Raw genomic sequence first — 26,163 nt, 5'->3', positions numbered from 1 at the left:
TAAACCTATTATAGCATCAATAAATAGAGTTTTTATATGCATTTTTACATATATATAGATTTATTTATGTATTATCTATATAGTTAAATTGTCTGTTTCTTGTTTTAATTCGTTTGTTTATTTTGAGTGCTCCAGCAATGGAGCCTTTTTTATGCAATAAAACATTTTCTTAGCATTACTTAGTTGATCTATATTAACTTTACCCCCTTAAATTATATCTATATTTCACCAAACAATTATGTAGATAACCAGTTTTTTCTAATAATCTAGTGGATTGATAATTTTAATGGTAATTATTAATACTTACAGGAAAATTCAGTATGCAATGGAAATTGAGAAATCAAGAATTATAAAAAACTTATAGTATCTTTTGTAAAAGTATATTTATAATTTGTATATTAATATGTTATAATTTAATTTCTAAAACTACCAAAAAAGGACTGCCAGTAATGGTGGTCTTTTTTAAATTGGTAAGATTGTACTAGGTTGAGCAAAAAAATGGAACCGAAAAAGTTATTTCTAATGAGGATAGCCTTCTTATGATGAAGTTTCATTCAGTGAATCTGCAAGCAAACATAAAAGAAGGAAAAAATTACGATTTTACTTTACGTGGATATAGAGTACCTATACTTTCATGGTTTCCAAATTTAGATGGTGCCGAACCACAAAATTAGCACTATTCTTTAATAAAAAATCCTACTCATTTTTTAATGAGTAGGATTTTTTATTAAAGAGCTATTTCGTATTAATTTGTGCCATCATTTAATATGCTATTTTTAAATGATTTCCAGATTTGATGACTAATTATCTAAATTTCTAAACTCTATACAGCACTATCAATTAAACAATTATTAAATATATCTTCTATCTAAAACATCGTATTATCATTAGCTGCTTCACTTGGAATCTCTTGAATTACATCCCAGTGTTCGACAATCTTTCCATCCTTGATACGAAATATATCCACTATAGCAACTCCCTTATCTTGAGAATTAGTACGAGAATGTACATGAAGAGCAACTGTATCCCCTTCAGCTACTACACGTTTAATCTCTGCAGAGGAATTAGGATTTTTAACAAAATCCTCCTTAAAGAAATCCATGAAGGCTTTTCGTCCATCAGCAACAAAAGGATTATGTTGCTTATAATCTTCGCTAACATATTTAGGGATAATATCGATATTATGTTTGTTAAAAACTTCATTATAGAAATCAACTACCATCTTTTTATTCTTTTCATTTTCTTTTACTTCTTTTGATACAGAAGCGACATTTTCGCTCTTTATTGAGTTCCCTTTGTTATTACCGGTGGAAGCTTGATATACCAAAGTCGAAACTACTCCTAAAATAAATACAGAAATAATTGTTATGATTAAATTTTTCTCTAATTTCATATATACCTACCTCTTCTACTTAAATAAGTTTTCTTCTATAAAAAGCTTGAAGAAGGAGAAACCTTCCCCAAAATGTAATGTCAGGGATAATGTTAGGAATTTTATTTATCCTAACCTCCCCCTATACAAGGCATATTAGAAACGATTAACTCTAACTTAATACCTCATTAACAGTTGCACTGTCCACAATTTGAATAAACTTATTAACCTTATCGTTCTCATCAAACTTATAAAGATGACAAAAATCTGCTACAAATGACTTCCCTGTAGCTTTATATGTTCCACTATATTTTCCATAAACGATAACAGTATTGTTATTAAAAGCATAAATTTCATCTTTAGCGCTATAGTCATCCCATTCTGTGCCAAGACGTTCATGTACGTTTTTCACTACTTCATCTGGACCTATATAAGTACCTGCATATGGAAACCCAGCAGCTTCTGTCCAAGATACATTTTCACTTAAATACGTTTTGAACGCATCCAATTTCCCTTCGCCAGTTAACACATACGTTTCATGTAATAGTTTTTGATATTTATTCATATCATTAACCCCAAGGCATTTCTTTTGTTACAACTTTTGCACTTAATTCTAATACACCTTTATTTGCATAGCCTGGATATGCTGCTTCAAGTTTTGCCACAAAATCTTTTGAAGTTCCACTTTCCTCAGAAGCTTGAACCGCCGTTCTTAGATAATCCATTGTCGCAGTAAGTGCTTGATTATTTAGGGATTTTTCGATTGATCCATGGCTAGGCACAATTATGTCAGCATGTAATGCTTGTAATACTTTCAAGTTCTCAATCCATGCCTCCATATCCGCTTTTGAGCTAGTATCCGCTAAGAATACATGTATTTCGTTAAATACATCGATACCACCAATTAATACTTTTAGTTCTTTATTAAATAGGCTAGTTCTGTAATGATCTAAGCCTACTAGTTCAAATGTTAACCCCTGAAAATCAATCGCTTTTTCTTTAAATACTTGAGGTAATACCACGTTACTTGGTGCATTTTCTCCAAGGACGTCTTTCCAAACTTTTAATTTCCCTAAGACAGAATGAACGATATGTTCAACAGTAGACTCTGTTGCATACGCTATAGCTTCTGGGTAAACGGCTTTAATGCTCTCTAATCCAAAGTAGTAGTCTGGATCCCCATGAATAATAAAGATTTTATCTAGAGATAAGTTGTTTTTTTTCAAATACTCTACAATTTCTTTCGAATCAGACTGCGTAAATTTTGAGTTTATTAAAAATGCATGTCCTGCTTTCTCAACTAATGTTGCTGTGACCATAAAGCTTTTTTCGTCCGAACTAAACACCGTTAATTTCACATCTTTTTGATTTGTATCGATTGTTTTAAACATAGTATGTTATTCTCCTTTTGTTAAAGTTATTAACTAATCATCATATTTTTATCTTGTTCCGATAAAATCTCCCACTCCCATTTATCTGAAAGTGTAATAGTACTAGCGAATATTCCGGAGATGAATGTCAGGTGGCCTAAGATAACATGTTTGCTACTATATCCTAAATTTTCTTAATATAAATTTTTAAAACGCGCTTCAATTTTATCCGGTGTCATTACGCCACCACCAATAGGAATAATTTGATTATCCTTTTGTAAAAGTAATGAAGGATAGCTATTAACACCAAGCTGTCGAACTTTATTGAAATCATTTTGGACATCTATTATTGTTTCTTGAGCGTTTAAACGTTCTAATACTTGTTCAGGGTCCAAACCATGCTCGATTGCAATCTTGCGATATGTTTCAGGATCACTCAGACTTTGTCCCTCATAATAAAACGCTTTTTGCATAGCCGAAGTGAATTCTAATAAACGGTCTGGCGCTAATGAGCGTAAAGCTGAAAAGCCAATTGCAGCATCTTTCGAATTCATTTTAAAAGTCCCTTCCTCCACCAATTTTTGATAGGAAGGACCAAATTCAGCACCTGTAAGTTGATTAATTCTTTTATTTCCTTCTTCTATATATGAGAAGTTTTTCATTGGTAAATTATCTAAAAATAACCCTCCACATAAAACCGTTAATGGCACTTCAGTGTGGTTTTTGTAAAATCCTTTAATACTTTCTGAAAAACCATAGCACCATCCACAATATGCATCCCATACGTAAATAAGGTTATCTTGTTTCGTCTCCATTTAAATCTCCTACCTTTTTTTTATTATCCAGCTCAACTAAATTTTTGGTTTATATAAGTACATATTTTTATACCTTGTTCTTTTTTAGATACCTTACTATATTTCCCCAAAACTAATATTTCCAAAGAAAGATCCACCAAGGTTTTTAACAAAAGATAACATTGCACCTTATTGCCCCGTAACAGAAAATACTAAAGCTTGGAATATGCATTGATTTGAATGTGTTAGTAACTTTCTACACCGGGTGGCAACGTATGGACCACCATCCTTAATTAAATATATAAATCATATTTTTAGCAGACATTAGTTGTAACTAAATCGATTACATGTTTATGTAACCATTTTAGTTACAACTAATGTAGAAGTCAATTCTTTTTTTCGAAAACATTAAATTTCTACATTATAACGAAATTCTGTGTTAACTTGTAAAAAAAAAGAGGAGCCATCTCCTCTTCATAAATAAATACTATTTAATTTGTTCCTTATACTCATGGTTAACAACTACATACCATTTTCCTGTATCAAATTTTTCTTTATTAATCACGTAAACTTTACTTTCTCTCATTACCTCCCCTGGTTTTAATCCCTTAGTAATAGTAGAGGTCTCGCCTTTTTCAACCGCATAACTACTAGCTGCCAACACATCACTTTGGTAAGCATTATCATTTTCATCCACTAAATCCACTGATGGTAAAACGGCTAATTTCATCGGTTCGTTTGTGATATTTTTCCCTTCTGCTTCTACAACAATAAAGACATGTCCATCTTCAGGTTTTTGGAATCCTATACTCTCTTTACCAACCTTATCTCTTTCTACAACTCTTTTTACAGTTACATCAAATTTAGGTGTATGAAAATCCTTGTTTACAGCATACTCTTTTTCTTTTATTTTTGATTTCTCTTTTGTTTGTTCTGTATTTTTCTGCTTTGTATTCTCTTTCGTTTTCGTCTCATCAGTTGTTTGCACTTTCTTTTCTTCTTGTTTAGAATTGGTTTCTTTAGATTCTGAAGAAGTTTTGTCGGATGTATTGCCGCAACCAGATAAATTGAATACCAAAGCGCCACCCAAAATACATGTAGTAAATTTTTTCAACATCTCTTTTTATCCCCCAATAACACGATATGTAAATTTCTTACTTATCATAGCAAAAAATATGATCTTAAATTGTTGTATCTTGTCGAATGATTAAGAATAATCAAGTTACTCCACATCTTCTTTTATTATAAAGGTAAATATAACGTCTATAAAACCTGCTATAATAGGTTTTTACACCCTTAGCATACAATTTTTTACTTTCGGTAATGTGCCCCCCATTTGAAGGATAATTGAAATATTAAGACCAACTGATAGAGGTGTTTGCGTGGAATTATTTGAGTATTATAAAAAAAGGGGGAAGTTGAAGTGTTTAATTGGAACTGGGCTTTTTCTTTATGGATTAATTGGTATGTATAATACTTGGGGTAATATTAATTGGGGACCAGTAATCTTAATTATTATAGCTTCTCTTGTATTTTTTAGTATTGGATTTTGGCAATTAAGAAAAGGAAATTTACTAGAAAAAAATATAGTTAAAAATGATTTAACATTTTGGGATATTGGTACTTATGTTTTGTTAGAATTACCCAGCAATAATAAACATTTAGGTTTATATACTCCTGATGGAAGATATGTAGCAGGAACAAAGATGATTTCTTCAACATTACCTATTGTAAAAAACAAAAAAGTTTTTGGATTAGAAGCAAGTGATGGAGAAATTCTTGCATATTTTCATAGTGAAGTTGAAAATTATGATTGGGCTATTTATGATTCGAATTATAATTGTGTAGGTATGTTTAAAGAAAATATGATACAAGGATTTGGAATGGTACGTGGTTCTTTGATGAATGAAAAAGAGATAAAAATTTCTGAGATAGAAGTGGAATTTGATTTTTTCGAAACGTCTTTTCGTACAATGGATGATCGTATATTAATAAACTGCAAGAGGGGATATATGCCTTTAGAATGGAGTGAAAGATTTGGCTTAAATGTACCGATTATTAAATTAGGTAATAATATTTCTAATGCTGAAAAAATATTTGGTTTAGGTATTCTTCTTTATATTTTAGAAACAATTAAAGTAAGAAAAAGTAGGATTTTTAATGATTAGAATTAATTATTTATATTATGAAATTTATTGAATCTTTTATTAGAGATTACATCGCCGAAAGTGAAATATTGTATATTTTAGAATTACTTTACGTTTACTTTTTAAAATTGATGAGCATTTGTTATGCCAGAACCAACTGGAAATGGAAACGGCAAGCGGGTATACTCCGCTTGCCGTTTTTTCATAGCTTCGTATGTATTTGAATCCCTTTCGCTTTCTCTTCTTCACCCTTCACGCGTACAATTAAATCATATGACCTGGGTTTTGGCGCTTCAAAAGAAATCAAACCTTCTTTTTGAGAAGTGACTTCTTCTTCATAAATGACCTTATCATCTTTTGTGACTTGCAATAAAATCGTACCTTCTTCAACTGCTGCCTCATAAGGAATTTCCACATTTCCTTTTTCAGCTTTAAGCGTTTGTAAATCGTAATACCCCTGCAAAGAAAAAAGCACCAGGTCCCCCCGATGCTTTCCCCCACTCTAAAACAAATGACAAGCCACCTCATGCCCCTTCGCAATCTCAACCATCTTCGGTACTTCCTGTGCGCATTTTTCAGTGGCGAATTTGCAGCGCGTTCTGAATTTGCAGCCGGACGGTGAGTTGAGCGGGCTTGGAACTTCCCCCTCTAGGATGATCCGTTCTTTGCCTGTGTTTGTTGGATCTAGTTCTGGCATGGATGAGAGTAGTGCTTGTGTGTATGGATGTGCCGGTTTTGTGTATAAGTCTTCGCTGTCGGCAATTTCTACTATGTTTCCTAAGTACATGACTCCGATGCGGTCTGATATGTGTCTTACCATAGATAGGTCATGTGCGATGAATAAATATGTGACTTCTGTTTCTTCTTGGATGTCTTGCAGCATATTTACGACTTGTGCTTGGACTGAGACATCGAGTGCTGAGATTGGTTCGTCACATAGGATGAAATCTGGTTTTACAGATAGTGCGCGCGCAATGCTGATGCGCTGTCTTTGGCCTCCGCTAAATTCGTGCGGGTAGCGATATAAGTGTTCTTCTTTTAAACCTACCTTTTTTAGCAGGTCTAATATGATTTCTTTTTGTTCTTCTTTTTCGTAAGAGCCGTGAATGTTCATTGGCTCGCTAATAATTTGGAATACATTCATTGCCGGGTTTAATGATGCGTATGGATCTTGGAAAATGATTTGCATTCGTTTTCGATATTCTTTTAGTTCACTTTCCTTTAAACTTGCGATATCTTTTCCATCAAATAAAACGTTACCTGAAGTGACATCGTGTAAGCGAATGATACTTCTTCCTGTCGTTGATTTTCCGCATCCAGATTCTCCTACTAACCCGAATGTTTCACCCTTTTTAATAGTGAAGCTTAAATCATCGACTGCTTTTAATTGCTCTGTTTTTCTGCCGAATAGTCCTTTTTTAATAGGAAAATACTTTTTTAAGTTCCGAACTTCAATTAAGTTTTCTTCATGCATGAAAATCACCTACCGCCCTATCGTTTAGCCAGCACATGGAACGTCTTTCGTTTCCGATTTCAAAATATGGTGGACGTTCTTTTTCACAAATGTCCATCGCATGCGGGCAACGCTCTGCGAACGGGCAACCTTGTGGTGGGTTTAATAAGTTTGGCGTTACACCTTGAATGGGAGAAAGTCTTTCTTTTACGCCGTTTGCGATTTTTGGCAGAGAGTTTAATAACCCTTTCGTATATGGATGATTCGGCGATTGGAAAATATCAAGTACAGGTCCTTCTTCCATAATAAGTCCGCCATACATAACGATAACGCGTGTACAGTTTTGTGCGACTATTCCTAAGTCATGCGTAATAAGAAGTAACGCCATGTTCGTTTCGTTTTTTAAGTTTTTCATTAAATCTAGTATTTGTGCTTGTATCGTTACATCAAGTGCTGTCGTCGGTTCGTCCGCAATGAGAAGGTCAGGGTTACAAGACATCGCCATTGCGATCATAACTCGCTGCTTCATACCTCCGCTTAGTTCATGCGGATATTGTTTCACCCTTTCTTCTGGTGAAGAAAGACCGACTTGTTTTAACAAGTTGACCGCGATTTGCTCTGCTTCTTTCTTTTTCACTTTTTGATGACGTATAATTACTTCCATCATTTGTTTCCCAATTTTCACGACCGGATTTAGCGCTGACATTGGGTCTTGAGAGATAAGTGAAATTTGATTTCCTCTAATAGAACGCAATTCTTTTTCAGATTTAGAAAGTATGTTTTCATTATGAAAAAGGATTTCCCCTTCTTTCACTTTTCCTGGTGACGTAACGAGAGACATAACGGACTTCGCCATTACACTCTTTCCGCTTCCAGATTCCCCAACGATACCAACTACTTCTCCTTTATTTAAGCGAAATGTAACGCCGCGAACCGCTTCAACTTCGCCACTTTCTATGAAAAAAGAAGTCTTTAAATTTTTCACTTCTAGTAGTTTTTCAGACACGCTTCTCACTCCCTTCACTTAACACTTTAGTTTTCATGTCCGGCTCCTTTTGGTGCGAAAGCTTTCTTCAATGCTTCACCAATTACGTTAAAACTAAGTACCGTTAAAAGGATAAGGAATCCTGGGAAGAGTGTTAAATACCAAGCTTCACCAATATATCCTTGCGCATTGTTTAGCATGCTGCCCCAAGAAGAATCTGGTTCTCTAATACCTAAACCTAAAAAACTAAGTGATGATTCCATTAAAATCGATGTCGCAATTGTTAATGTCGCAGCGATAATAATGGTTGATAAAATGTTAGGAATGATATGTCTTACAATAATCATAAGTGATTTTTGTCCTGATACTTTTGCGTATAAAACGTACTCACGCTCTTTTACAGATAACGTTTCTGCCCTTACAATACGAGCGGTGTCCATCCATGTTAGTAATCCAATAATAAGAACTAACGTCGTAATCCCTGGTTTTAAATAAGCATTTAATAACAGCATTAAGAAGAATGATGGGATTGACATAAGTACTTCCACAATTCGCATTAAGAAGTTGTCTAACTTTCCGCCAAAATATCCGCTAATTGTTCCGACTGCGGTTCCGATTGTAATGGAAACAACCATCGCAAGGAAACCGACCGCAAGTGAAACTCTTCCGCCATATAATGCCCTCGTTAAGTAATCCCTTCCGTAATCATCCGTGCCGAAAGGATGACTCATACTTGGTTCTTGTAAGCGATCTGGAATCGACATTTTGCTAGGATCGTACGTCGATACGAATGCGAATATCGATGCAATTGTTAAAACCGCAAGTATAATAACTCCTATTAGTACAAACTTATTTTTCGTAAAGCTATGTTTTATCGTTTGAAATCTCCTATTATTCATTCCAAATCACCCCCTCATTCGAATGCGCGGATCTACTACGCCATATAAAATATCAGCAATTAAGTTACCGAGAATTAACATGAATGATGATAGTAATGTAATTGCCATGATAATCGGATAATCAAATCTAAAAATAGCATTTACCCCAAGTGAACCAAGACCCGGCCATGAAAATACTGTTTCCGTAATAAATGCTCCGCCTACTAAACTTGGAATCGATAATCCGAAAATTGTAATGATTGGTATTAATACATTTCGAAGTACGTGATTAAATAAAACCGTTTTCTTTGAAGCACCGTACGCATATTGAATTTGTACATATTCTTCTTCTAATTGCTGAATCGTACTTGAACGAATATATCTCATATAAACAGATACGTTTTGGAACGCTAGCACCATACAAGGTAAAATGCCGTGTTGCACAATATCCCAAACAGAATCTTTACCTACGGTGCGCATACCCATACTCGGAAGTAGGTTCAATTTTAAGGAGAATAAGTAAATTAATAGTAAAGCGAACCAAAAGACTGGCATTGAAATTCCCACATAAGAGATAAAGTTCACAATGCGATCAAAGATAGAATTCTTTTTCACACCTGTAAATAGTCCAAGCGGGATTGCGATTACGAATGAGACGAGTAAAGATGATCCCATTAACCCAATTGTTGCGGGTAATCTTTCTGCGATAAGATCTAAAACAGGACGATGATTTTGAAGTGAGTAACCAAAGTTTCCTGTTAAAATATTTTTTAACCATAAAATATACTGCACGTAAATTGGTTGATCTAGTCCTAAACTTTTGCGAATACGCTCCACATCAATTGGACTCATATTTGGCGTTACAAAGTTTCGAACAGGATCCCCCGGCGCTAGCTTTATTAATAGAAAAGAAATAATAGAAATAACAAATAAAAGCGGAATTGCATTTAAAAGCCTCTTCGCAATTACTTTATACACAAACTTCCCCCCTCAAGCTAAAGAAGCTGATTTCCACCAGCTTCTTTACTGTTTCTTATTTCACTTCATAAATCTTAGATAGATCTTCAAACATTGTGACAGGAATTGCTTTTGCTTCTTTTAATCCATCAAACTTTTTATCTACTGCAATAACTGCTTTCGGATATGCGATTGGTAGATAAGGTACGTCTTCTCTAGCTGTTTCTTGAATTTTATGGTATAGCTCTGCACGTTTTGTTTTATCCGTTTCAACTGCAGCTTCTTCCCATAACTTATCGAAATCAGCGTTTTTATATCGTGCATAATTGTATTCAGCATTACTTAAGAATAAGCTCTTATATGAATCTGGCTCAGGTCCCATTATGTAACCACCAAATGTAATGTCATATTCTTTATTCTCTTTATCTAAGCCTTTTTCACTTGCCGCACTAGCATCTAATGCATTTAGTTCAACTTCTAAGCCAACTTCTTTTAATTTTTGTTGTGTATAAAGCGCTAAGCTTTCCATGATTTTATTATTCGTTACATACATCACACGTACTTTTTCTTTATCTTTCACGCCAGCTTTTGCTAATAAATCTTTCGCTTCTTTTTTATCATACTTATAGTCTTTAATATCTTTCGCATAATACATAGCGTCTGGCGTTAAGATTGAATTTGCTGGTTCTGCAAATTCACCCGAAACGAATGCTGAGTTAATCATTTCTTTTTTATCTAACGCATGCGCAATTGCTTGGCGCACTTCTTTTTTCTTCATCAAATCTGTATTCATGTTATAAGATAAGTAGAATAATCTACCTTCAGGGAATGTTACCATTGAGAAGTTCCCAGTGCTATCTAATTTCTTAAAATCTTGTGGCTCAATCATCTTCATGTTGATTTGACCATTTTGCAGTGAAACATTTGCTGTATTACGGTCTTTTACAACGCGATATACGATAGAGTCTAATTTAGCTTTTCCACCTACATAATCATCGAATCGATCTAATGCAACGTACTCATCTGATTTATATTCTTTAAACTTAAACGGACCTGACCCTACAGGTTGTAAGTTTTTCTTACTCTTCGCTAAATCTGCTTCCCCTTCAAATACATGTTTCGGAATTGGGAAGAAATCATTCATCACACCTTCGAAAGATGCGCTTACTTGTGGTAAGACGAATTGAGTTGTTAACTCATCCACTTTTTTCACCTCAAGCGGCTTTCCTTTAAAAATAAAGTTTTCACGGCTTGAACTATTTTGCTTCTCATCTAAAATAGATTGGAATGTAAATGCAATATCGTCTGATGTAATTTTCTTACCGTCATGCCATTTCAAATTATCCTTTAGTTTTAAAGTCCATGTTAATTGATCCTCTGAAGGCGTAAAGCTCTCAGCAAGAACAAACTTTTTCTTACCGTCTTCCATATGATACAGCGGTGCATATAAAGCTTGCTGCACAGTTAATGACACACGATCATTCGCATAAAGCGGATTCATCGTATCTGGATTATCGCTAACGCCAATCGTTAACGTTCCTCCATCTTTCGGAGTCCCTGATTTACTAGTGCCCGCTTGCTTCGAATCTTTTTCCCCTGAACAAGCAGCTAATGCAATAAGTAGTATTAGAACAAATGGTAATGCAAATAATTTCCGTTTCATCTTTCGGCCCCCTCAAACTAGTTATACCCATAAGAAAACTCGGAATTAATCCCGAGTTTTCTTATAAGTTTTAAATTACCACTACCTGTATGTAAAGTCAAACTTTTTTGTAAATGTGGAAAGTTTGAAATCTACTAATACATTCTTGCCATAAAATATATTTATAAGGAGGATTAAAAAAGAAGACCACGAATAGGTTACCTCGTAAAATGAGTTAAAAAACTAGTAGCTTACAAAAAAACTCTAAAATGATTGTTATATATGACCGAAAATGTAGAATGGGATTAAAGACAAAAAACACATTTAGGAGGTTATCATGACATTTGATGAACTGAAAAAAAACAAACCAACAACCCAATGGATTGAGAATGATGAAGATGGGGAATTTTTTACTGAAGAAAATATAAGTGCAACAAATAAAGTTCTTGATACTTACATAAATAATTTAGAGAAATTGGGAAAAAATCCAACTGAAATTGAAATAATGCATGTTGTTAAAGAGGTTGTTCTTAACATAAATGAATTAAATGACGAACATGACTATTTTATTGAAACAATGGAAAGAGAAGATCTCTATGAATTTATCGATACAGCAGCACGAATAGCTGGCTTAGAATCCGAGGAAGATATAACAGAAGAATGGCGAGAATGGTAAAAAGTTGCCCCTCTAATAATTAGAGGGGCAACTTTTTTCATATACCAATTGAATGAATGATTTGATGTCCGCACAGAATTCATACATTGCAACATAATATTAAAAGGATTCAATTATAAATACTAGCACGCCCACATCAACAAAAAAGACCACCAAAAGGCAGTCCCTCAAAACTCAATCCTATTCCCAATCCCGCACTCCACCGCTTTCTCATACAAATACTTTGCAACAATAATATCTACTACTGCCAAACCAACTGATTTGAAAATAGTAATCTCTTCATTATTTTCGCGTCCAGCTTTTTCTCCACTTATAATTTGACCAAGTTCAGCGTGAATGGCGTTTGCTTTGAATAGACCTTCTTTTATCGGAACTTGAAGGTCTCCTGTTTCGTCTAGTGCTGCTTCTTTTGATTCGACTACTACTTTGTTTGCTCCCGCGATGGCATGGGATGGTAGTTCTTGCATGTTCGGTTTGAATGAGCCGACGGCGTTTATGTGGACGCCTTTTTGTAGTTTTTCTGAGAAGACTGGTGTGGATGCGTTCGTAGTTGTGACGATGATGTCTGCTTCGCTTATTGCTTCATTTGCATTTGTGTGAACATATGCAGGTTTGTTGAATCTCTCTTGTATATATTCCGCAAATGCATACGCCTTTTCTTCTGTGCGATTGTATAAGATGACTTTTTCGATATCTCTAACCGCAAATATTGCTTCAGCAATTCCTTTCGCTTGTTCACCCGTGCCGATAATGCATAAAGTTTTTGCGTTATGACGAGCTAAATATTTTGTCGCTACTCCTGATAAGGCACCTGTTCGAATCATCGTTAAGTACGATCCTTCTAAAAGTGCGAGCGGTTCTCCCGTTTGAAAGTCTGATAGCATCACAATCCCGTTGATCGTTTTCTTTCCTATCTGTTTATTTTGCGGGACTACCGTTACTACTTTTAAGCCAAGTGCCTCAAGCCCTTCCGCTACTGAAGGCATAATTAATGCCGTATTTCGCTCGTTCGCAAATGGTAATGAGCCCCTTATTGGTGTAATCGTTCTTTCTGCGGAAAATTCTTTTAAAGCAAGCGCCGCGTATTCAATAACTTCATTCATATTTACTAAGTTTCTTTGTTCGTTCGCGCTTATGACTAACATATCTTTCCACCCCCTCCTTCTATCCTAACAAAAATCCACGGTTCAAATCATCTCTCGGGTCTACAACGAACTGATGAAATCCTGTAATAAAGGCATGCCCCGTTACTTTTGGAACGACAGCTTTATATGTATCTACTGCGGTTACCGACAATACTTCCCCCTCGAATTTCCCGTCAGTAATGCATTCATGGACGAAAATTTCTCCCTTTTGTAAAGCATCTTTTCCAAAAAGAGTTGCGATTCTTGCGGAAGTTCCTGTACCGCAAGGAGAACGATCTACTTGCCCATCAGCAAAGATTGTTACATTTCGTAAAGTTGCGTCTTCTCCTTTCGGTTCATCTGAGAAAATAACGCCGTATATCCCTTTTAATCCTTCTTCAAGTGGATGCTTCACTTCCATTTTGCTCTCGATGTAGTGCTTAATTTTACCGCCCCACGCTTGAATAGCAGATAAATCCTTGAAATCAACTTTCAAACCAAATTCTTTACAGTCTACTACCGCATAAAAAGCTCCGCCAAACGCGATATCTACTTGAAATTCATAGTCATCTATTTTAATAGGAACGTCTTTTTTGTATACAAATGAAGGAACATTTTCAAATGATACAGATTCTACTTCACTCCCGTTATATGTTGCATACGCAATGACTTCCCCAGCTGGGCTATCAATAATGAACTTTTGTTTTTCCCCCTTTACTTCAAACATGCCTGTTTCAATTCCAACTGTAATAACAGCGATAATACCGTGACCACACATCGTACTCCAGCCTTCATTGTGCATAAATAATACGCCAAAATCAGCGTGAGCACTTGCTGGCGGTGTAATGATACAACCGTACATGCCGTGATGCCCTCTCGGTTCATACATCAGAACTTCACGAAGATGGTCCAAATGTTCCATGCAGTACGCGCGTCTTTCCAGCTGTGTTTCCCCTTTTATTTCTGACACTCCGCCCGTAATAATTCGAAGTGGTTCCCCAGCTACGTGTGCATCAATCGTTGTATATATTTTACTAACCTTCATTTCGATCTCTCCCCTATATGTTGATACTATTTCCAACGCAAGTATCATGCCAAAGCGTATAGCATTACTTTTTTCAAATCCCCTCAGTAATGTGTATTCTTTTTTCAACAAATTCATATACAACTGTCTACTTTTTTATACACGGCTTGGACATTACGTTATAAAACACCTCGATAACTTTGCAATTTCACTGGTATACACATGCAAAATTCCTTTTATCATTATTATTTTCAATGTAAAGTTACTTCGCTCCCAAACATATACTGTTCAAAAGCAAAAAGGAAGTGATCCCATGTATTACGGAACAAAGGGCTGGTACGTAGCTGAACTAAAAAAATTAGGCGTACGCTATCATGAAGGACGAAAACTAGAAAGTTACCGCGGACACATATTACGCAATTTATTAATCGCACAACAAGAGAAATTAAAAGAACAGTAACATTCTAATGTAACGATATCGGCGATTCTCGGAATATATCAGCAATTCAACACAATATATCGGCGATTCGACATGCAATATCGACTTACCGACAAATTTCGCTAATTCATCTACCTAAACCACCAACCAATTACACATCAATACAAACAAAAAAGGTCACCCAAACGGGTGACCTTTCTTTCTTATTCACAAACAAGAATCTGTCTAGTAAATGATCCTTTTCTTGTAATACAGCGATCTGTAATTTCGAATCCTGCTTCATGGATCATGTCGTCCATTGTTTCCATCGTGACAACGACTACTTTTTTCGCGATGCGGCGTGCACTTGAGAGAATTGATAGTTGATCTTCTGGTGTGGCATGCGTAAATAAGTCGTACGGCATATCGATAATGGCAACGTCGTAGTTCTCAGTAATTTCCTCGATCGGCCCTTTTGTTACTGTTCCTTCAAATCCGAAATGTGCGATGTTTTTTCTCGTTCCAAGAACTACAAGTGGATTTATATCTCTACCAACGATGTTAATCCCCATAGAAAGTGCTTCTACTACTACTGTTCCAATACCGCAGCACGGGTCAATTGCTCGTACTCCCTCTGGATTTGGTACAGCGATATTTGCAACTGATCTCGCAACACGTGTGCTAAGAGATGTCGAATAACTATGCGGTTTTTTTATGTGATGATACCAAACTGGTTCGCTTTCTACATAGTGCCCGAAGTACCAGCGTCCTCCAAGAGGAACAATCCCGAATACACGCTCTGGATTACGAACATCCGCTTCTCCTTCAATATGCATGCCGAGGTCTCTTTCAATAAGACGTCTTTCTCCATATTCAATTTTATTCTCTCCAACAAGGTCATTAATTTTAACGAAGATGACTTTGAACGTCGCTCCCGCCAAATCAATTTGTTCCACTTGTTTTAAAATGCTTTCTAAGTCGTCCCCTTCATACATAACTTCAATTCGCTCTTTAATAAACGCACTTCTACTCGGGTCAATTTTGACATCACTTTTTAAAATATTAACGTGGGACTCCATTCCAAAGAACGAGCGCATTTCCAAGTAACATAAAGCACGCTCCTCCTCACGAAATGCATACGTATATATACAGGCAGGTGTTTTACTATGATTATTCAATCTATTATCATCCTCTATCGTTTAAAATTGTTATGATTACAATTACTCAAATACTTTTCTTTTGTATATAAAATTAAATGATATCATATGCCGGAAATAAAGAGAAACGTTAATAAATAAAAGAGACTGCCAATGGCAATCTCTTATTATTTATTAACGGAAAGAAGACACGTTGTTACCCATTTCTTCATAGTAATCTAAAATACCTTGATAAATAGCTTCCGCTGCACTTTGTCTCTGCGCTGGTGTAGCTATTTTATCTGCATCACTTTTATTATCTACAAATGCTAATTCTGCTAATACAGCTGGCATTGTATTTTCTCTAATTACGTATAAATCGCCTTTTTTCACACCACGATCTTTTGTTCCCAGTGCATCTACAAGACGTTCTTGAATTTTTTCTGCTAGTAAACGACTTTCTGATACGTTAGGATTTGTTCCTCTTGCTGTCGCTGATTCATAGTAAAACGTTTCTGTACCTTGCCCATTTTTACTTTCCGTACCATTACCATGGATACTTACAAAAATATCCCCATTATTTTTTTGAGCAAATTCTACACGTTTCTTTAAAGAATCAGAAGCACTTGTTCCTGGACGTGTATCATCTGTACGAGTGAATAACACAGTAAATGGTGTCTTTTTCTCAAATATCTTCTGTAATCGCAATGATACATCTAATACAGTTTCACTTTCTTTCTCATAATAACCTGGATTACCTGAATCAACTCCACCATGACCTGGATCAATGATAATCGCTTTGCCCTCTAAGAAGTTACCTTGCTTCACTGGATTTAATTGATTTTTATTAACCCATTGGAAACCAGCGCCCATGCGGATACGAATCCAGCTGCCGTTCTCTTCAATAACAGTTACTTGCTGTGCGTTATGTGTTCCCATTACTTTTGAAGAAGAAGAAGCTTCTGCATAAGTAGTGAATCCTTCATTAATAAATTCTGTTTTCTCTACTAAAGGTGTCCATTTATCACCTTTACTTGTTGCAATTTTAATCCATCCATCTCGCTCTTCTTTAATTTCAACCATTTGTGGATTATGCTGATTTGCACTAATCCCAGAACTTAATGATGGTGCGTGATATGTAATGAATTTTCTATCTATGTACATTTTCTTTGTTTCTACTGGACGATCACTATTCTTGCTAAATTTATCTGTTTGCGCAGTAAGTTGAGCTGCTTGTTCACGCGTAATAGAATCATTCGGTTTCCAGCCATCCTCTGTACCTAACGAAAGTTTTAATTCTACTAAAATATTAACTTCTTCTTTACCCCAATGATTCTCTAAATCAGCAAATTTTGTAGGAACTGGTCCTGTTACTTTGCTTTTCAGATTATATGCTCTTACAAGCATAGCTGCCATTTCAGCACGAGTTACTTTTCCTTCAGGATCAAATACTCCTGGTTCTCGCCCTTTAATAATATTCTCTTTTTCCATGGCTGCAATAAATGAAGCTGCCCAACTATTTTTTGCATCATTATAAGACGGCTTTGCATTTGGATCTACTTTAGCACCAATTGCTGTTGCGATAATCTTTGCTGCCTGAGCGCGTGTTAAATTTCCGTATGGCATAAAGTTACCATCTGGCATACCGTTAATTACATTTCTCTCTACTAAATAATAAATTGCGTCTTTTGACCACGCACTATCTGAAACATCAGGAAATTTCTTCGTTTCTGCTAAACTACTAATTGGATGTGCTAGTAAATTTGCTGCTAATAAACCTGCGGCTATTGCTTTGTACTTCATGAAAAATAAATCTCCTCTCAAAACTTCATATTCATTCATTTTTTTAATCAAGCTAACTAAAAAATATTAACTATTAATTAATTCCTTTCATAGTGTATAACATTATATATCTATAGTAAATACGTTTCCGGCCGTATAACAAAAATCGTATATATATAACTTATAATGAATGTATATAAAAAACTTTAATCAGCCCTCACCAATCGGGCTTTTACGGGCAGCCCGGTCCCCATCTAACTTCTTTGCTTTCGCTGAATTTTGAGGTAGTGGTCTTACTGCTCGGCAAATAGCGGGATAAAAAAGCGATTAGGACATGTCTCCTAATCGCTTCACCAAATAAAAAGCTGATTAAAAATACTATCTTTAATCAGCTCTCTATTATCTATGAAATTATTCTTCAATTAAATTAGACATTACATATGCATACACTAATGCTTCTGTATGCGCAATAGAACTTTCATGTGTACGTTCAAATGCGTGAGAAGAATCAATACCCGCTCCAATTAACGCATGTTTCACATCAAATCCCGCGCGAATCGCAGCTGATGCATCAGATGCGTAGTACGGATAAATATCTACTTTATATTCAATATGATTCGTTTTCGCAAGCTCTACTAAATGTTTGCGCAGTGCATAATGATACGGGCCGCTAGAGTCTTTTGCACAAATAGATACTGTATATTCATCAGATGTTTGTCCATCACCTAACGCTCCCATATCAACTGCTAAGTATTCAACAGTTTCTTCTGGAATGTTAGAGTTACCACCGTATCCAATCTCTTCATTATTAGAAATTAAGAAATGCGTCGTATATGGTAATGTTACGTTTTCATCTTGTAATCTTTTAATTAATTTTAATAAAATTGCAACACTTACTTTGTCATCTAAATGACGTGATTTTATGTATCCACTCTCTGTAATTTGAACGCGCGGATCAAATGAAACGAAGTCTCCTACTTCAATTCCTAATTCGCGTACTTCATCAGCTGAAAATACGCGCTCATCAATACGAACTTCAATATTTTTCTCATTGCGTTTTGCTTCACCTGCATCTTTATATACATGTACAGATGTTTGATGCATTAAAATTGTTCCTGTATACGTCTTGCCACTTGATGTTTCAATTTCGCAATATTCCCCTTCTACGGAGTTCCAGCGAAATCCACCAATCATAGAAAGACTCAGGCGACCGTCAGGCTTAATTTCTTTTACCATCGCACCTAACGTATCAACGTGTGCCGTTAATAAGCGGTGCTGTGCATCATTTTTCCCTTTTACCGTTAAAATAAGAGCTCCCTTATTATTACGTTTCGTTTCTACGTTCCACTCACTGACATAGTTTTCAATGAAATTAATAATTTTTGCTGTATTTCCAGATGGACTTGGAATAGAGACAAGCTCCTTAATCAGTTCCATCGTTTCTTTCGCATGATGTGCCATTGTCGCTTCCTCCTCTTTTTCTCTACTATTCAGTATACAAAATTCACCAGAAAACCTCTACTTATATAGCTTAATTTTCTAAATTGTAGTAAAATTCTTTTTAGTATATAAAAGGAGTTATAAAATATGAATATATCAAAAAAATATATACACATTGCACTCATTTGGTTTTTAGCATCATTATTTTGTTTACAAATCTCTTATGCCATTCACACTACTACTTCTATTACAATCGGCTGGATATTAACAGCTATCTTCTTCATTATTAGCTTCATTGCAACAAAAAAGCATAGCGTTACTCATTAACGCTATGCTTTTCCTATAAAACTATTCTTCTGAAACGTCTAATAAATAAATCCCTCTTTCAAATCCACCGCGCTCTATCTCTTTTTGCTTACGAAGGCGTTCTACATCTTCAATCGATGCACCTTCTGCACGTGCTAATGAGATGATAACTTCTAGCGCATCCGCAAGAGAATCTAGCGCATGTTCTCGTTCTTTCATAGAAGCAAATTCACGAATTTCTTCCGTTCCAATTTTCGCTAAAGCTTGTATGTATGCTTGACCTGTTAATTTTTGTGCTGTATATGTTTTTCCAGACATTAAAATCTTCTCTGGAACACGATCTCTTACTAACTTGTTATATGCTGACATCATTCATCCTCCTATATTTAATAACATCCGAGCTCTGCTTTATAGAAAAACCATTTTTTCTTCACGCACGCACTTAACATATCAATTCCTGATCCATGTGCTCTTACATGCGGAAAGAAATAGTGCTCTAAGTCTTCTTCCTTACCATATAGAGTTTGGTACTCATCTGGAATCGCTTCTTTTTTCACATCTTTTTCTTTCGTCACCCCGTCAGAAAATGCAACACTTGGATGTCCCTCAAAAAATAACGCAGTCCGAACTGCCAAAGATGGTGTACTATGCAAAACAGAATATGTAAGCAAAATAATAGTAATAACACCGATCATTTTCTTCATGTATTACTCCTTAAAAAAAGTGCTAACACAATTATACTAAAATGTGTTAGCACTTTCTCCCCTTTATCCCGAATTAACGAGCTAATAATCAGTGAGGAATGGACAAACTTTATTCCCCTTTAAATGCTGGTAAACGTTTCTCTAAAAACGCAGCAATTCCTTCTTTATGATCCGCTGTTTGTCTCATTGCATATTGACCACGCTTTTCTAATTGCAATGTTTGCTCTAAATTAGAGCGATTTACTTCACATAAAATTTGCTTCGTTTGAATCATTGCTTTAATCGGTTTTTGTGACCATTCATTAATTTTTTGTTTCACAGCCGTTTGGAAATCTTCGCCGATTACTTCATCAATTAAGCCGATATCAAGCGCTTCTGTCGCTGATAACTTCTTACCTTCCCAAATAATTTGCTTCGTCATATTTTCACCGACGCGCTTTTGAAGGAAGAAATGACCGCCTCCATCTGGAATTAAAGCGATTCCAATAAAGTTCATTGCAATAACAGATGATATATCCGCCATTACATAATCAGCTGTTAACGCAATACTTAACCCAAGACCTGCAGTCGGTCCATGAATTGCACTAATAACAAGCTTTGGCATCGTATATAATGTCACGACAACTTCAGAAATGGTATTCATAATGCCATCAAACTTACTTTCATCATTACTTGAAAGCATCGATTTAATATCCCCACCCGCAGAAAAACCACGGCCGTTCCCGCATAACACAACGATATGCGCAGAACTTTCCGCTACTTCTTTCAACTTTTGTAATAACTCTTTTAAGGTCGGCTCATCCAACGCATTTAACACCTCTGGGCGATTGACCATAACCGTTGCAACGTGGCCTTCATATTTCACAATAACAGATTCTGTTTTACTCGTTACTTCCATTACATACCCCTCTTTTCTCCATAAAGATTATACTTATATAATTATAGAAAACCACTGAAAAATCCTTCTTTTTTCTTAATTTTCTGTCTAATAATCTCGCAATTTGTACATTTACCGTATAAAACATACAATTCCGTTGAAAAATATAGAAATTAAAGTCGGTTTATCCATGCTTTTCATCTATTTACCATTACAATGAAATGGTGTATTCTTAAGTTTGATAAAAAAACAAATATTGAAATTCATTCGCCTTACTATGTAAAAAAGGCTTTATACCCATCTTTTGGGTGTTGTAATAAAGGAATGAAGAACTGGAGGAACATATGGTTAATAAGTTGAAACAAACGGATAACTACTTCCCACATTTCCTATTGCTATTCATTGTGTTTCAACCAATTTTAGATTTATTAACATCTTTTTCAATCTATATACTACACATGAGCGCAACAGTTGGAGTTGTAGTCCGTTTCGCCTTTATGCTTCTTGCATTAGGGTACCTACTTCTTCATCACAAACAACAAGATGCGAAAAAGTACATCCTCTATTTGTGCTTACTCGGGATCGCACTCGCAATCGGTCTTGTAAATAATATGATGGTTAAATCTCCAGTTTCATTTGGAGAAGAAGTTAAATTCATCTTAAAGAGCGTATATCCAATTGTGCTACTGTTTGGATATATTATCGCCTTTAAAGAGCTAAAAAATAAAGAGTATGTATTCCATAAAATCATTACATATTTCTTATATGCAACTTTAATTTTAAGCATTACAATGATTGTCGCAATGCAAACTGGAACGGATTTCCCAAGCTATCCTCACTCAAAAATCGGTTCAAGAGGTTGGTTCTTCGCTGGAAATGATTTAAGTTCTCTTTTCGCCATTATGTTCCCAATCATTGTCTTATATTCGATTCATAAAACAACTTCTTTCTCGAAAATATATTACTGGATTCCAACAATACTTGCGATGTATGCAAGTATTATGGTCGGAACGAAAGTCGGATATGGCGCAATTGTTATTACATTAGGCGTAGCACTTTTCTTCTCATTCATTGAATATATGATAAATCGTAAAAAAGAAGGAAAAGGATTCACACATATTGTAAATACCGTTGTTGTCGCAGTTATACTAGGAGGTTTAATTGCTCTTACACCGCATACTCCTATCGCAAAAAATATGGGCATTCACATGCAAATATACGAATACAAAAAATCAGTACAAGAAGAGAAAGATCGAAAAGAAGGAAAAGTAATTAAAGCAGATCCAGAAGATGCAAAAAAACATGCAAAAGGTGAACTTACAGATTCTGAAGTAAAAAGTTTAATTTACAGTGATCGCGACAAATTCTTAAAAACATACAAACAATACTATAAAGACGCACCGCTTTCACAAAAACTATTCGGAATGGGTTACGCTGGTAACTACACAGATAAAATTAAATTAATTGAAATGGACTTCCATGACCTATTTTTCGCCTTTGGAATTGTCGGTTTCCTTATTTACTTAATACCTCTTCTATACTTTGGTATTAAATTATTTATCCGCATGATCACAAACTTTAAGAAAATCATGAAAGTAAAGTATATGCTATTAGCGAGCACACTCGTTCTATCACTTGGCATTGGCTTTATGTCTGGCCACGTATTAACAGCACCAGCCGTTAGTATTTTCTTCGTTGTTATACTCGCTTATATCATTGTTGATTTTGAAATTGAATAAAAAGAAGGTCATTGTTGATTTTGAAATTGAATAAAAAGAAGGTCATTGTTGATTTTGAAATTGAATAAAAAGAAGGTCATTGTTGATTTTGAAATTGAATAAAAAGAAGGTGCTACGAAATATTAGTAGCACCTTCTTTTTTATTTAATTAATGTTTTACGTATTCTAAGCTTTCTTTTGCAATATACGCTTCTGTTACAGTAGGATTATCTGAAATAACTTTAACCCACGCTTTTCCATTTATTATCTCTTCACCAGTAACTGTGACAACTACATTTGTATTTAAACGATACAGTCGCTCATTTGATATACTAGGATTCTTTTTCACTTCCACGTTATTCATCACACGTGCAAGTTTGTACTTGTTGTATTCTTTTTTACCTAAATAAGAATCAAAACGGTTCATATGCCCCGCTACTTTTTTACCCCAGTTCGCATCAGATGCATATTTCGCATTTAAACCAGCAGCTTTATCACCTGTATATGTTGCTGTATAACGCCAATGTCCTGGATTTAAATATCCTTCATTCATGTATAATTTTGCTGCATGTTCAATACAATCTTCTTTTGAATTGAATGCTTCTCCGTTACCATACGGACTATCGTCTGTTGCTTTTAAACCAAATAAATTATTTTTGTCTTTTGCAAGAGCGCTTGTTCCATAATAACTTTCATGAATTGCTAATGAATATAAGAATAATGCATTTACATTATACTTGCTTTCTACTTCTTTAAATTTCTTTCCTAAACCAATTAATGGAGAGTCTGGTTTAATCGATTTCACATAACTATCTAGTTGTTCAGCTGTATAATCTGTTTTCGAACGTAATGATAAATAATTGAAATATTGATAGAAAGTTTCGTCTCCAAATGTCTTTCCATCTACACTATACATTTGCTGTCCTTGCTTCATGAAAGAAGGTGCCACACCATATCTAAATTCTGTATATCCAGGTGAACTTGTATTATATGTATAATATTTATGGTATAAATATCCATCTGATTTCACATAATAAGACGACTGTTTCATTTCATTTGTAGGAATTAAAGTGATTTCATTCTTCTTCACATGACCTGTCAAACCAGAAAGTTGAACTTTCACACGATCTTCGCCAACTTCTAATACTTTCAATTCTGTTCCATACTGAATATACGTATATACTGTTGATAAATTCTCATCATAAATATTAATGATGTTTTGCCCAGTTATTCTTTTCGCACTTGCAAAACCATCTTTAATCCATAAAAATTCGTTCTCGTATTTTACCGCATTCATACCTTTATTTTGAGCAGCCGTAACCGCTTCTTTATACGTATTATAGCGCTCTATTTCTTGCTCTGTTCCATTTTCTCTTACATTTGTCACAACATATTTCTTAGTTTCTACAGGATTGCTATTTCCGTTTTTTTCAATCGTCTGAAGCATGCGATCCAACATAGCTGAAGCCATCCCTCTTGTAGCTGATAAATGTGGTCTAAATGTATTATCTTCTGGATACCCTTTAATAATTTGAGTAGCCACCATAACTTGCACATGCTCTTTATAGTTAATACTATCTTTATCAGTAAAGGTAAGCGGACTTACAGCTACTTTAATATTTTTATAGTCTAACGCTCGCTTTACCATTATCGACATTTCTTCACGTGTAATCACATCATTTGGTGAGAATGTCTCGTTCGTACGACCATTAATAATTTTCGCTCCATATGCTCTACTTACACCATCATATAAACCGTAAGTCTTCGGCACATCCTCGAAATTCGAATCAGCTTTTGGTAAATTTAAAGCCCTTGCTATGAATGTAGCAAACTCTGCTCTTGTTACTAATTTATCAGGCGCATATACATTGTCTCCATACCCCATTAAAACTCCTTTAGTAATAAGTGAGCGCATATTCGTCTCAAACATATGTCCTGTAATATCATCATTTGCCGCATAACTTGAAATAGGAGTTAAAAGTAATGATCCCGTTAATGCCACTGCTGTTATACCTTTTGAAAAAGTCTTCAAGGTTATCCTCCTCGTAATCTACGAATTTATTATCACAAATTTGATTATATAATAATCACAATCATTTTAGCATAATAAATAGGAATTAAAATAAAACGTTTTTGTAATTAGAATTTTCATTGAATTCAAAATAAAATAAAAGACACTTTACTTTTTTAATAAAGTGCCTTTTTCCATATGATCAATGAGTTTCTTTGTTGCCTGTTTGCCTTGCAACCGAAGCTCATCTATTGTCAATTGTAACTCTTGCTGCACAGTTCCTTGTTGCATTAATTGCTTTTTCGCAATTTCATATAAATACTCAGCACTCCATTCGCCATCCACACTTCCTATAACTGGCTGATTCACTTGACTTAAAAACGAATCAATTTTCGGATCGTATGAAATCCCGACCATTGGAGTTTTGGCTACGGCAGAAAAAACAAGTGCATGAAGACGCATACCAATTAGTAATGAACATTGTGATAAAATGAATATTTTCTCGTCGATATCCATTTTATATGGAAGCATATACGTCTCTTCTCCCATTAAGTCTACTACTTCACACGAAGCTTTTTGATCAAATGGCTCATGCATTGGAACAAATAAAATTTGGTATCCTTCTTGCTTTAATTTTTTTAATGCCGCAGCTAATTTTTTTATATAATCTTCTTTTGCATTCCAATAACGCACACTAACCGCAATTACTTTTCCATGTATCGAATGCTTTTGCAACCAATCCGATTGTTTTGTCCGTTTCCATGTTAAAACAGGGTCTGGAACAATTTCAATATCGTTTTTTATGCCAAGTTCTTTTAAATATAAAAACGAATCCTCATCTCGAACTGATACATAGGAAGCTTTTGACAAGTTCCATTTTACTAATAAACGATTATATCCTTTTGTAATTGGACCTATTCCTTGTGAATAAATGTAATACGGCTTTTTTAATAATCGAGCGAGTCCCATAATACCCGTATAATATAGAATACTCTTCGTACTTGTCTGATCTTGAAGAAGGCTCCCGCCACCACTAATAACTCCATCACTGTTTTTTATCGCATGATAAACAGCTTTTATATCCCAGCGATCTACCGATTCTACACCATACATTTCCTTTGTATATTTAGAATCATTTGATAGTACTACTAGTTCTATATCCGGGTTCTCTTTACTTAACGATTCAATAATTGATTGTAGAATCGCCTCGTCTCCAACATTATAAAAACCATAATATCCTGATAAGACTAAACGCACCCTAAATCTCCTCCAAAACTAGGTAACCGTTTATTTCATCTAACATAAACTGGTACCCATTCCTTACCTAAACACTTGATACCCTACATAGT

At 35.0% G+C, this 26,163-nt stretch carries 26 protein-coding genes and 1 pseudogene; 6 read left to right on the top strand and 21 right to left on the bottom strand.

From position 1 onward, the window contains the following. Window positions 1-539: 539 nt before the first annotated feature. Window positions 540-674 carry a hypothetical protein gene (locus AC22L0_RS00940; RefSeq protein WP_000975275.1) on the top strand — a complete coding sequence of 45 codons (135 nt, stop codon included), beginning with the start codon at window positions 540-542 and terminating at the stop codon, window positions 672-674. Between the two features lie 194 nt (window positions 675-868). Here the strand turns inward: AC22L0_RS00940 and AC22L0_RS00935 are convergent, their stop codons facing one another. The 5 genes from AC22L0_RS00935 to AC22L0_RS00915 all read right to left on the bottom strand — a co-directional run bounded on the left by AC22L0_RS00935 (window position 869) and on the right by AC22L0_RS00915 (window position 4,653). Further along, on the bottom strand, window positions 869-1,393 hold the full coding sequence (locus tag AC22L0_RS00935) for a nuclear transport factor 2 family protein (RefSeq protein WP_000764192.1): 525 nt from the start codon (window positions 1,391-1,393) through the stop codon (window positions 869-871). 151 nt (window positions 1,394-1,544) lie between these two features. Beyond that, window positions 1,545-1,937, bottom strand: coding sequence for a nuclear transport factor 2 family protein (locus AC22L0_RS00930; RefSeq protein WP_087966286.1), 393 nt, complete (start codon window positions 1,935-1,937; stop codon window positions 1,545-1,547). A 4-nt stretch (window positions 1,938-1,941) separates the two neighbouring features. Beyond that, entirely contained in the window at window positions 1,942-2,763 is an 822-nt protein-coding gene (locus AC22L0_RS00925) for an MBL fold metallo-hydrolase (protein ID WP_000477277.1), read from the bottom strand. Between the two features lie 173 nt (window positions 2,764-2,936). Beyond that, complete coding sequence (locus AC22L0_RS00920; protein WP_000448622.1) at window positions 2,937-3,557, bottom strand: DsbA family protein; 621 nt, start codon at window positions 3,555-3,557, stop codon at window positions 2,937-2,939. Between the two features lie 466 nt (window positions 3,558-4,023). Then, complete coding sequence (locus AC22L0_RS00915; RefSeq protein ID WP_025966929.1) at window positions 4,024-4,653, bottom strand: hypothetical protein; 630 nt, start codon at window positions 4,651-4,653, stop codon at window positions 4,024-4,026. Window positions 4,654-4,918: 265 nt separating this feature from the next. On the opposite strand from AC22L0_RS00915, the gene AC22L0_RS00910 reads away from it, so the two are divergent. Further along, window positions 4,919-5,704, top strand: a complete 786-nt coding sequence (locus tag AC22L0_RS00910; protein WP_000418498.1) for a hypothetical protein — start codon at window positions 4,919-4,921, stop codon at window positions 5,702-5,704. A 181-nt stretch (window positions 5,705-5,885) separates the two neighbouring features. On the opposite strand, the pseudogene AC22L0_RS00905 reads toward AC22L0_RS00910, so the two are convergent. From AC22L0_RS00905 to AC22L0_RS00880, 6 genes and pseudogenes are all read right to left on the bottom strand, one after another. Beyond that, window positions 5,886-6,161, bottom strand: a pseudogene (locus AC22L0_RS00905) (BA_1872 family lipoprotein); the annotation flags it as partial. A gap of 24 nt (window positions 6,162-6,185) precedes the next feature. Further along, window positions 6,186-7,157 carry an ABC transporter ATP-binding protein gene (locus tag AC22L0_RS00900; protein WP_000544121.1) on the bottom strand — a complete coding sequence of 324 codons (972 nt, stop codon included), beginning with the start codon at window positions 7,155-7,157 and terminating at the stop codon, window positions 6,186-6,188. Then, entirely contained in the window at window positions 7,150-8,142 is a 993-nt protein-coding gene (locus AC22L0_RS00895; protein ID WP_001291151.1) for an ABC transporter ATP-binding protein, read from the bottom strand. The genes AC22L0_RS00900 and AC22L0_RS00895 overlap by 8 nt, the downstream gene beginning before the upstream one ends. Before the next feature lie 26 nt (window positions 8,143-8,168). Next, a complete protein-coding gene (locus AC22L0_RS00890) occupies window positions 8,169-9,020 on the bottom strand; it encodes an ABC transporter permease (RefSeq protein ID WP_487272087.1) in 852 nt (283 codons plus the stop codon). Window positions 9,021-9,026: 6 nt separating this feature from the next. Beyond that, on the bottom strand, window positions 9,027-9,977 hold the full coding sequence (locus AC22L0_RS00885) for an ABC transporter permease (protein WP_000278789.1): 951 nt from the start codon (window positions 9,975-9,977) through the stop codon (window positions 9,027-9,029). Window positions 9,978-10,032: 55 nt separating this feature from the next. Then, window positions 10,033-11,619, bottom strand: a complete 1,587-nt coding sequence (locus tag AC22L0_RS00880) for an ABC transporter substrate-binding protein (protein WP_000823570.1) — start codon at window positions 11,617-11,619, stop codon at window positions 10,033-10,035. A gap of 316 nt (window positions 11,620-11,935) precedes the next feature. Between AC22L0_RS00880 and AC22L0_RS00875 the strand changes: the two genes are divergently transcribed. Then, window positions 11,936-12,274: a hypothetical protein gene (locus tag AC22L0_RS00875; RefSeq protein ID WP_000141765.1), complete on the top strand. Its 339-nt coding sequence runs from the start codon at window positions 11,936-11,938 to the stop codon at window positions 12,272-12,274. 167 nt (window positions 12,275-12,441) lie between these two features. Here the strand turns inward: AC22L0_RS00875 and AC22L0_RS00870 are convergent, their stop codons facing one another. Beyond that, window positions 12,442-13,419 (bottom strand): ornithine cyclodeaminase family protein, encoded by a 978-nt coding sequence (locus AC22L0_RS00870; protein WP_000960330.1) that lies wholly within the window; start codon window positions 13,417-13,419, stop codon window positions 12,442-12,444. 19 nt (window positions 13,420-13,438) lie between these two features. Beyond that, window positions 13,439-14,491 carry a proline racemase family protein gene (locus tag AC22L0_RS00865; RefSeq protein ID WP_487272086.1) on the bottom strand — a complete coding sequence of 351 codons (1,053 nt, stop codon included), beginning with the start codon at window positions 14,489-14,491 and terminating at the stop codon, window positions 13,439-13,441. A gap of 160 nt (window positions 14,492-14,651) precedes the next feature. On the opposite strand from AC22L0_RS00865, the gene AC22L0_RS00860 reads away from it, so the two are divergent. Continuing rightward, on the top strand, window positions 14,652-14,882 hold the full coding sequence (locus AC22L0_RS00860; RefSeq protein WP_074790672.1) for a YflJ family protein: 231 nt from the start codon (window positions 14,652-14,654) through the stop codon (window positions 14,880-14,882). Window positions 14,883-15,064: 182 nt separating this feature from the next. On the opposite strand, the gene AC22L0_RS00855 is transcribed toward AC22L0_RS00860, so the two are convergent. The 3 genes from AC22L0_RS00855 to AC22L0_RS00845 all read right to left on the bottom strand — a co-directional run bounded on the left by AC22L0_RS00855 (window position 15,065) and on the right by AC22L0_RS00845 (window position 19,219). Beyond that, window positions 15,065-16,018, bottom strand: coding sequence for a TRM11 family SAM-dependent methyltransferase (locus AC22L0_RS00855; RefSeq protein ID WP_001059308.1), 954 nt, complete (start codon window positions 16,016-16,018; stop codon window positions 15,065-15,067). A 153-nt stretch (window positions 16,019-16,171) separates the two neighbouring features. Further along, entirely contained in the window at window positions 16,172-17,779 is a 1,608-nt protein-coding gene (locus AC22L0_RS00850; RefSeq protein WP_000875332.1) for an N-acetylmuramoyl-L-alanine amidase, read from the bottom strand. A gap of 390 nt (window positions 17,780-18,169) precedes the next feature. Continuing rightward, on the bottom strand, window positions 18,170-19,219 hold the full coding sequence (locus AC22L0_RS00845; RefSeq protein ID WP_087966288.1) for a M42 family metallopeptidase: 1,050 nt from the start codon (window positions 19,217-19,219) through the stop codon (window positions 18,170-18,172). A gap of 126 nt (window positions 19,220-19,345) precedes the next feature. Here AC22L0_RS00845 and AC22L0_RS00840 point away from each other — a divergent pair, with 126 nt between their 5' ends. Continuing rightward, entirely contained in the window at window positions 19,346-19,525 is a 180-nt protein-coding gene (locus AC22L0_RS00840) for a hypothetical protein (protein WP_001027083.1), read from the top strand. A 21-nt stretch (window positions 19,526-19,546) separates the two neighbouring features. Here the strand turns inward: AC22L0_RS00840 and AC22L0_RS00835 are convergent, their stop codons facing one another. The 3 genes from AC22L0_RS00835 to AC22L0_RS00825 all read right to left on the bottom strand — a co-directional run bounded on the left by AC22L0_RS00835 (window position 19,547) and on the right by AC22L0_RS00825 (window position 21,106). Beyond that, the gene (locus AC22L0_RS00835) at window positions 19,547-19,873 is read right to left on the bottom strand and encodes a nucleoside triphosphate pyrophosphohydrolase (protein WP_001277350.1); all 327 of its coding nucleotides are present in this window, start codon (window positions 19,871-19,873) and stop codon (window positions 19,547-19,549) included. 17 nt (window positions 19,874-19,890) lie between these two features. After that, window positions 19,891-20,208 (bottom strand): hypothetical protein, encoded by a 318-nt coding sequence (locus AC22L0_RS00830; protein ID WP_098218674.1) that lies wholly within the window; start codon window positions 20,206-20,208, stop codon window positions 19,891-19,893. Window positions 20,209-20,317: 109 nt separating this feature from the next. Then, entirely contained in the window at window positions 20,318-21,106 is a 789-nt protein-coding gene (locus AC22L0_RS00825) for an enoyl-CoA hydratase (protein WP_087966291.1), read from the bottom strand. A 323-nt stretch (window positions 21,107-21,429) separates the two neighbouring features. Here AC22L0_RS00825 and AC22L0_RS00820 point away from each other — a divergent pair, with 323 nt between their 5' ends. Then, window positions 21,430-22,824: an O-antigen ligase family protein gene (locus AC22L0_RS00820; protein WP_000247535.1), complete on the top strand. Its 1,395-nt coding sequence runs from the start codon at window positions 21,430-21,432 to the stop codon at window positions 22,822-22,824. A gap of 148 nt (window positions 22,825-22,972) precedes the next feature. Here AC22L0_RS00820 and AC22L0_RS00815 read toward each other — a convergent pair whose 3' ends face one another. Continuing rightward, window positions 22,973-24,835 (bottom strand): S-layer homology domain-containing protein, encoded by a 1,863-nt coding sequence (locus AC22L0_RS00815; protein WP_098327541.1) that lies wholly within the window; start codon window positions 24,833-24,835, stop codon window positions 22,973-22,975. A 147-nt stretch (window positions 24,836-24,982) separates the two neighbouring features. Next, window positions 24,983-26,071 carry a polysaccharide pyruvyl transferase CsaB gene (csaB, locus tag AC22L0_RS00810; protein WP_087966295.1) on the bottom strand — a complete coding sequence of 363 codons (1,089 nt, stop codon included), beginning with the start codon at window positions 26,069-26,071 and terminating at the stop codon, window positions 24,983-24,985. Between the last annotated feature and the right edge of the window lie 92 nt (window positions 26,072-26,163).

This window comes from Bacillus sp. LQ01, assembly GCF_057624735.1.
Note: the sequence above shows the minus strand (reverse complement) of the source record. Positions and strands in the feature narration are given on the sequence as shown.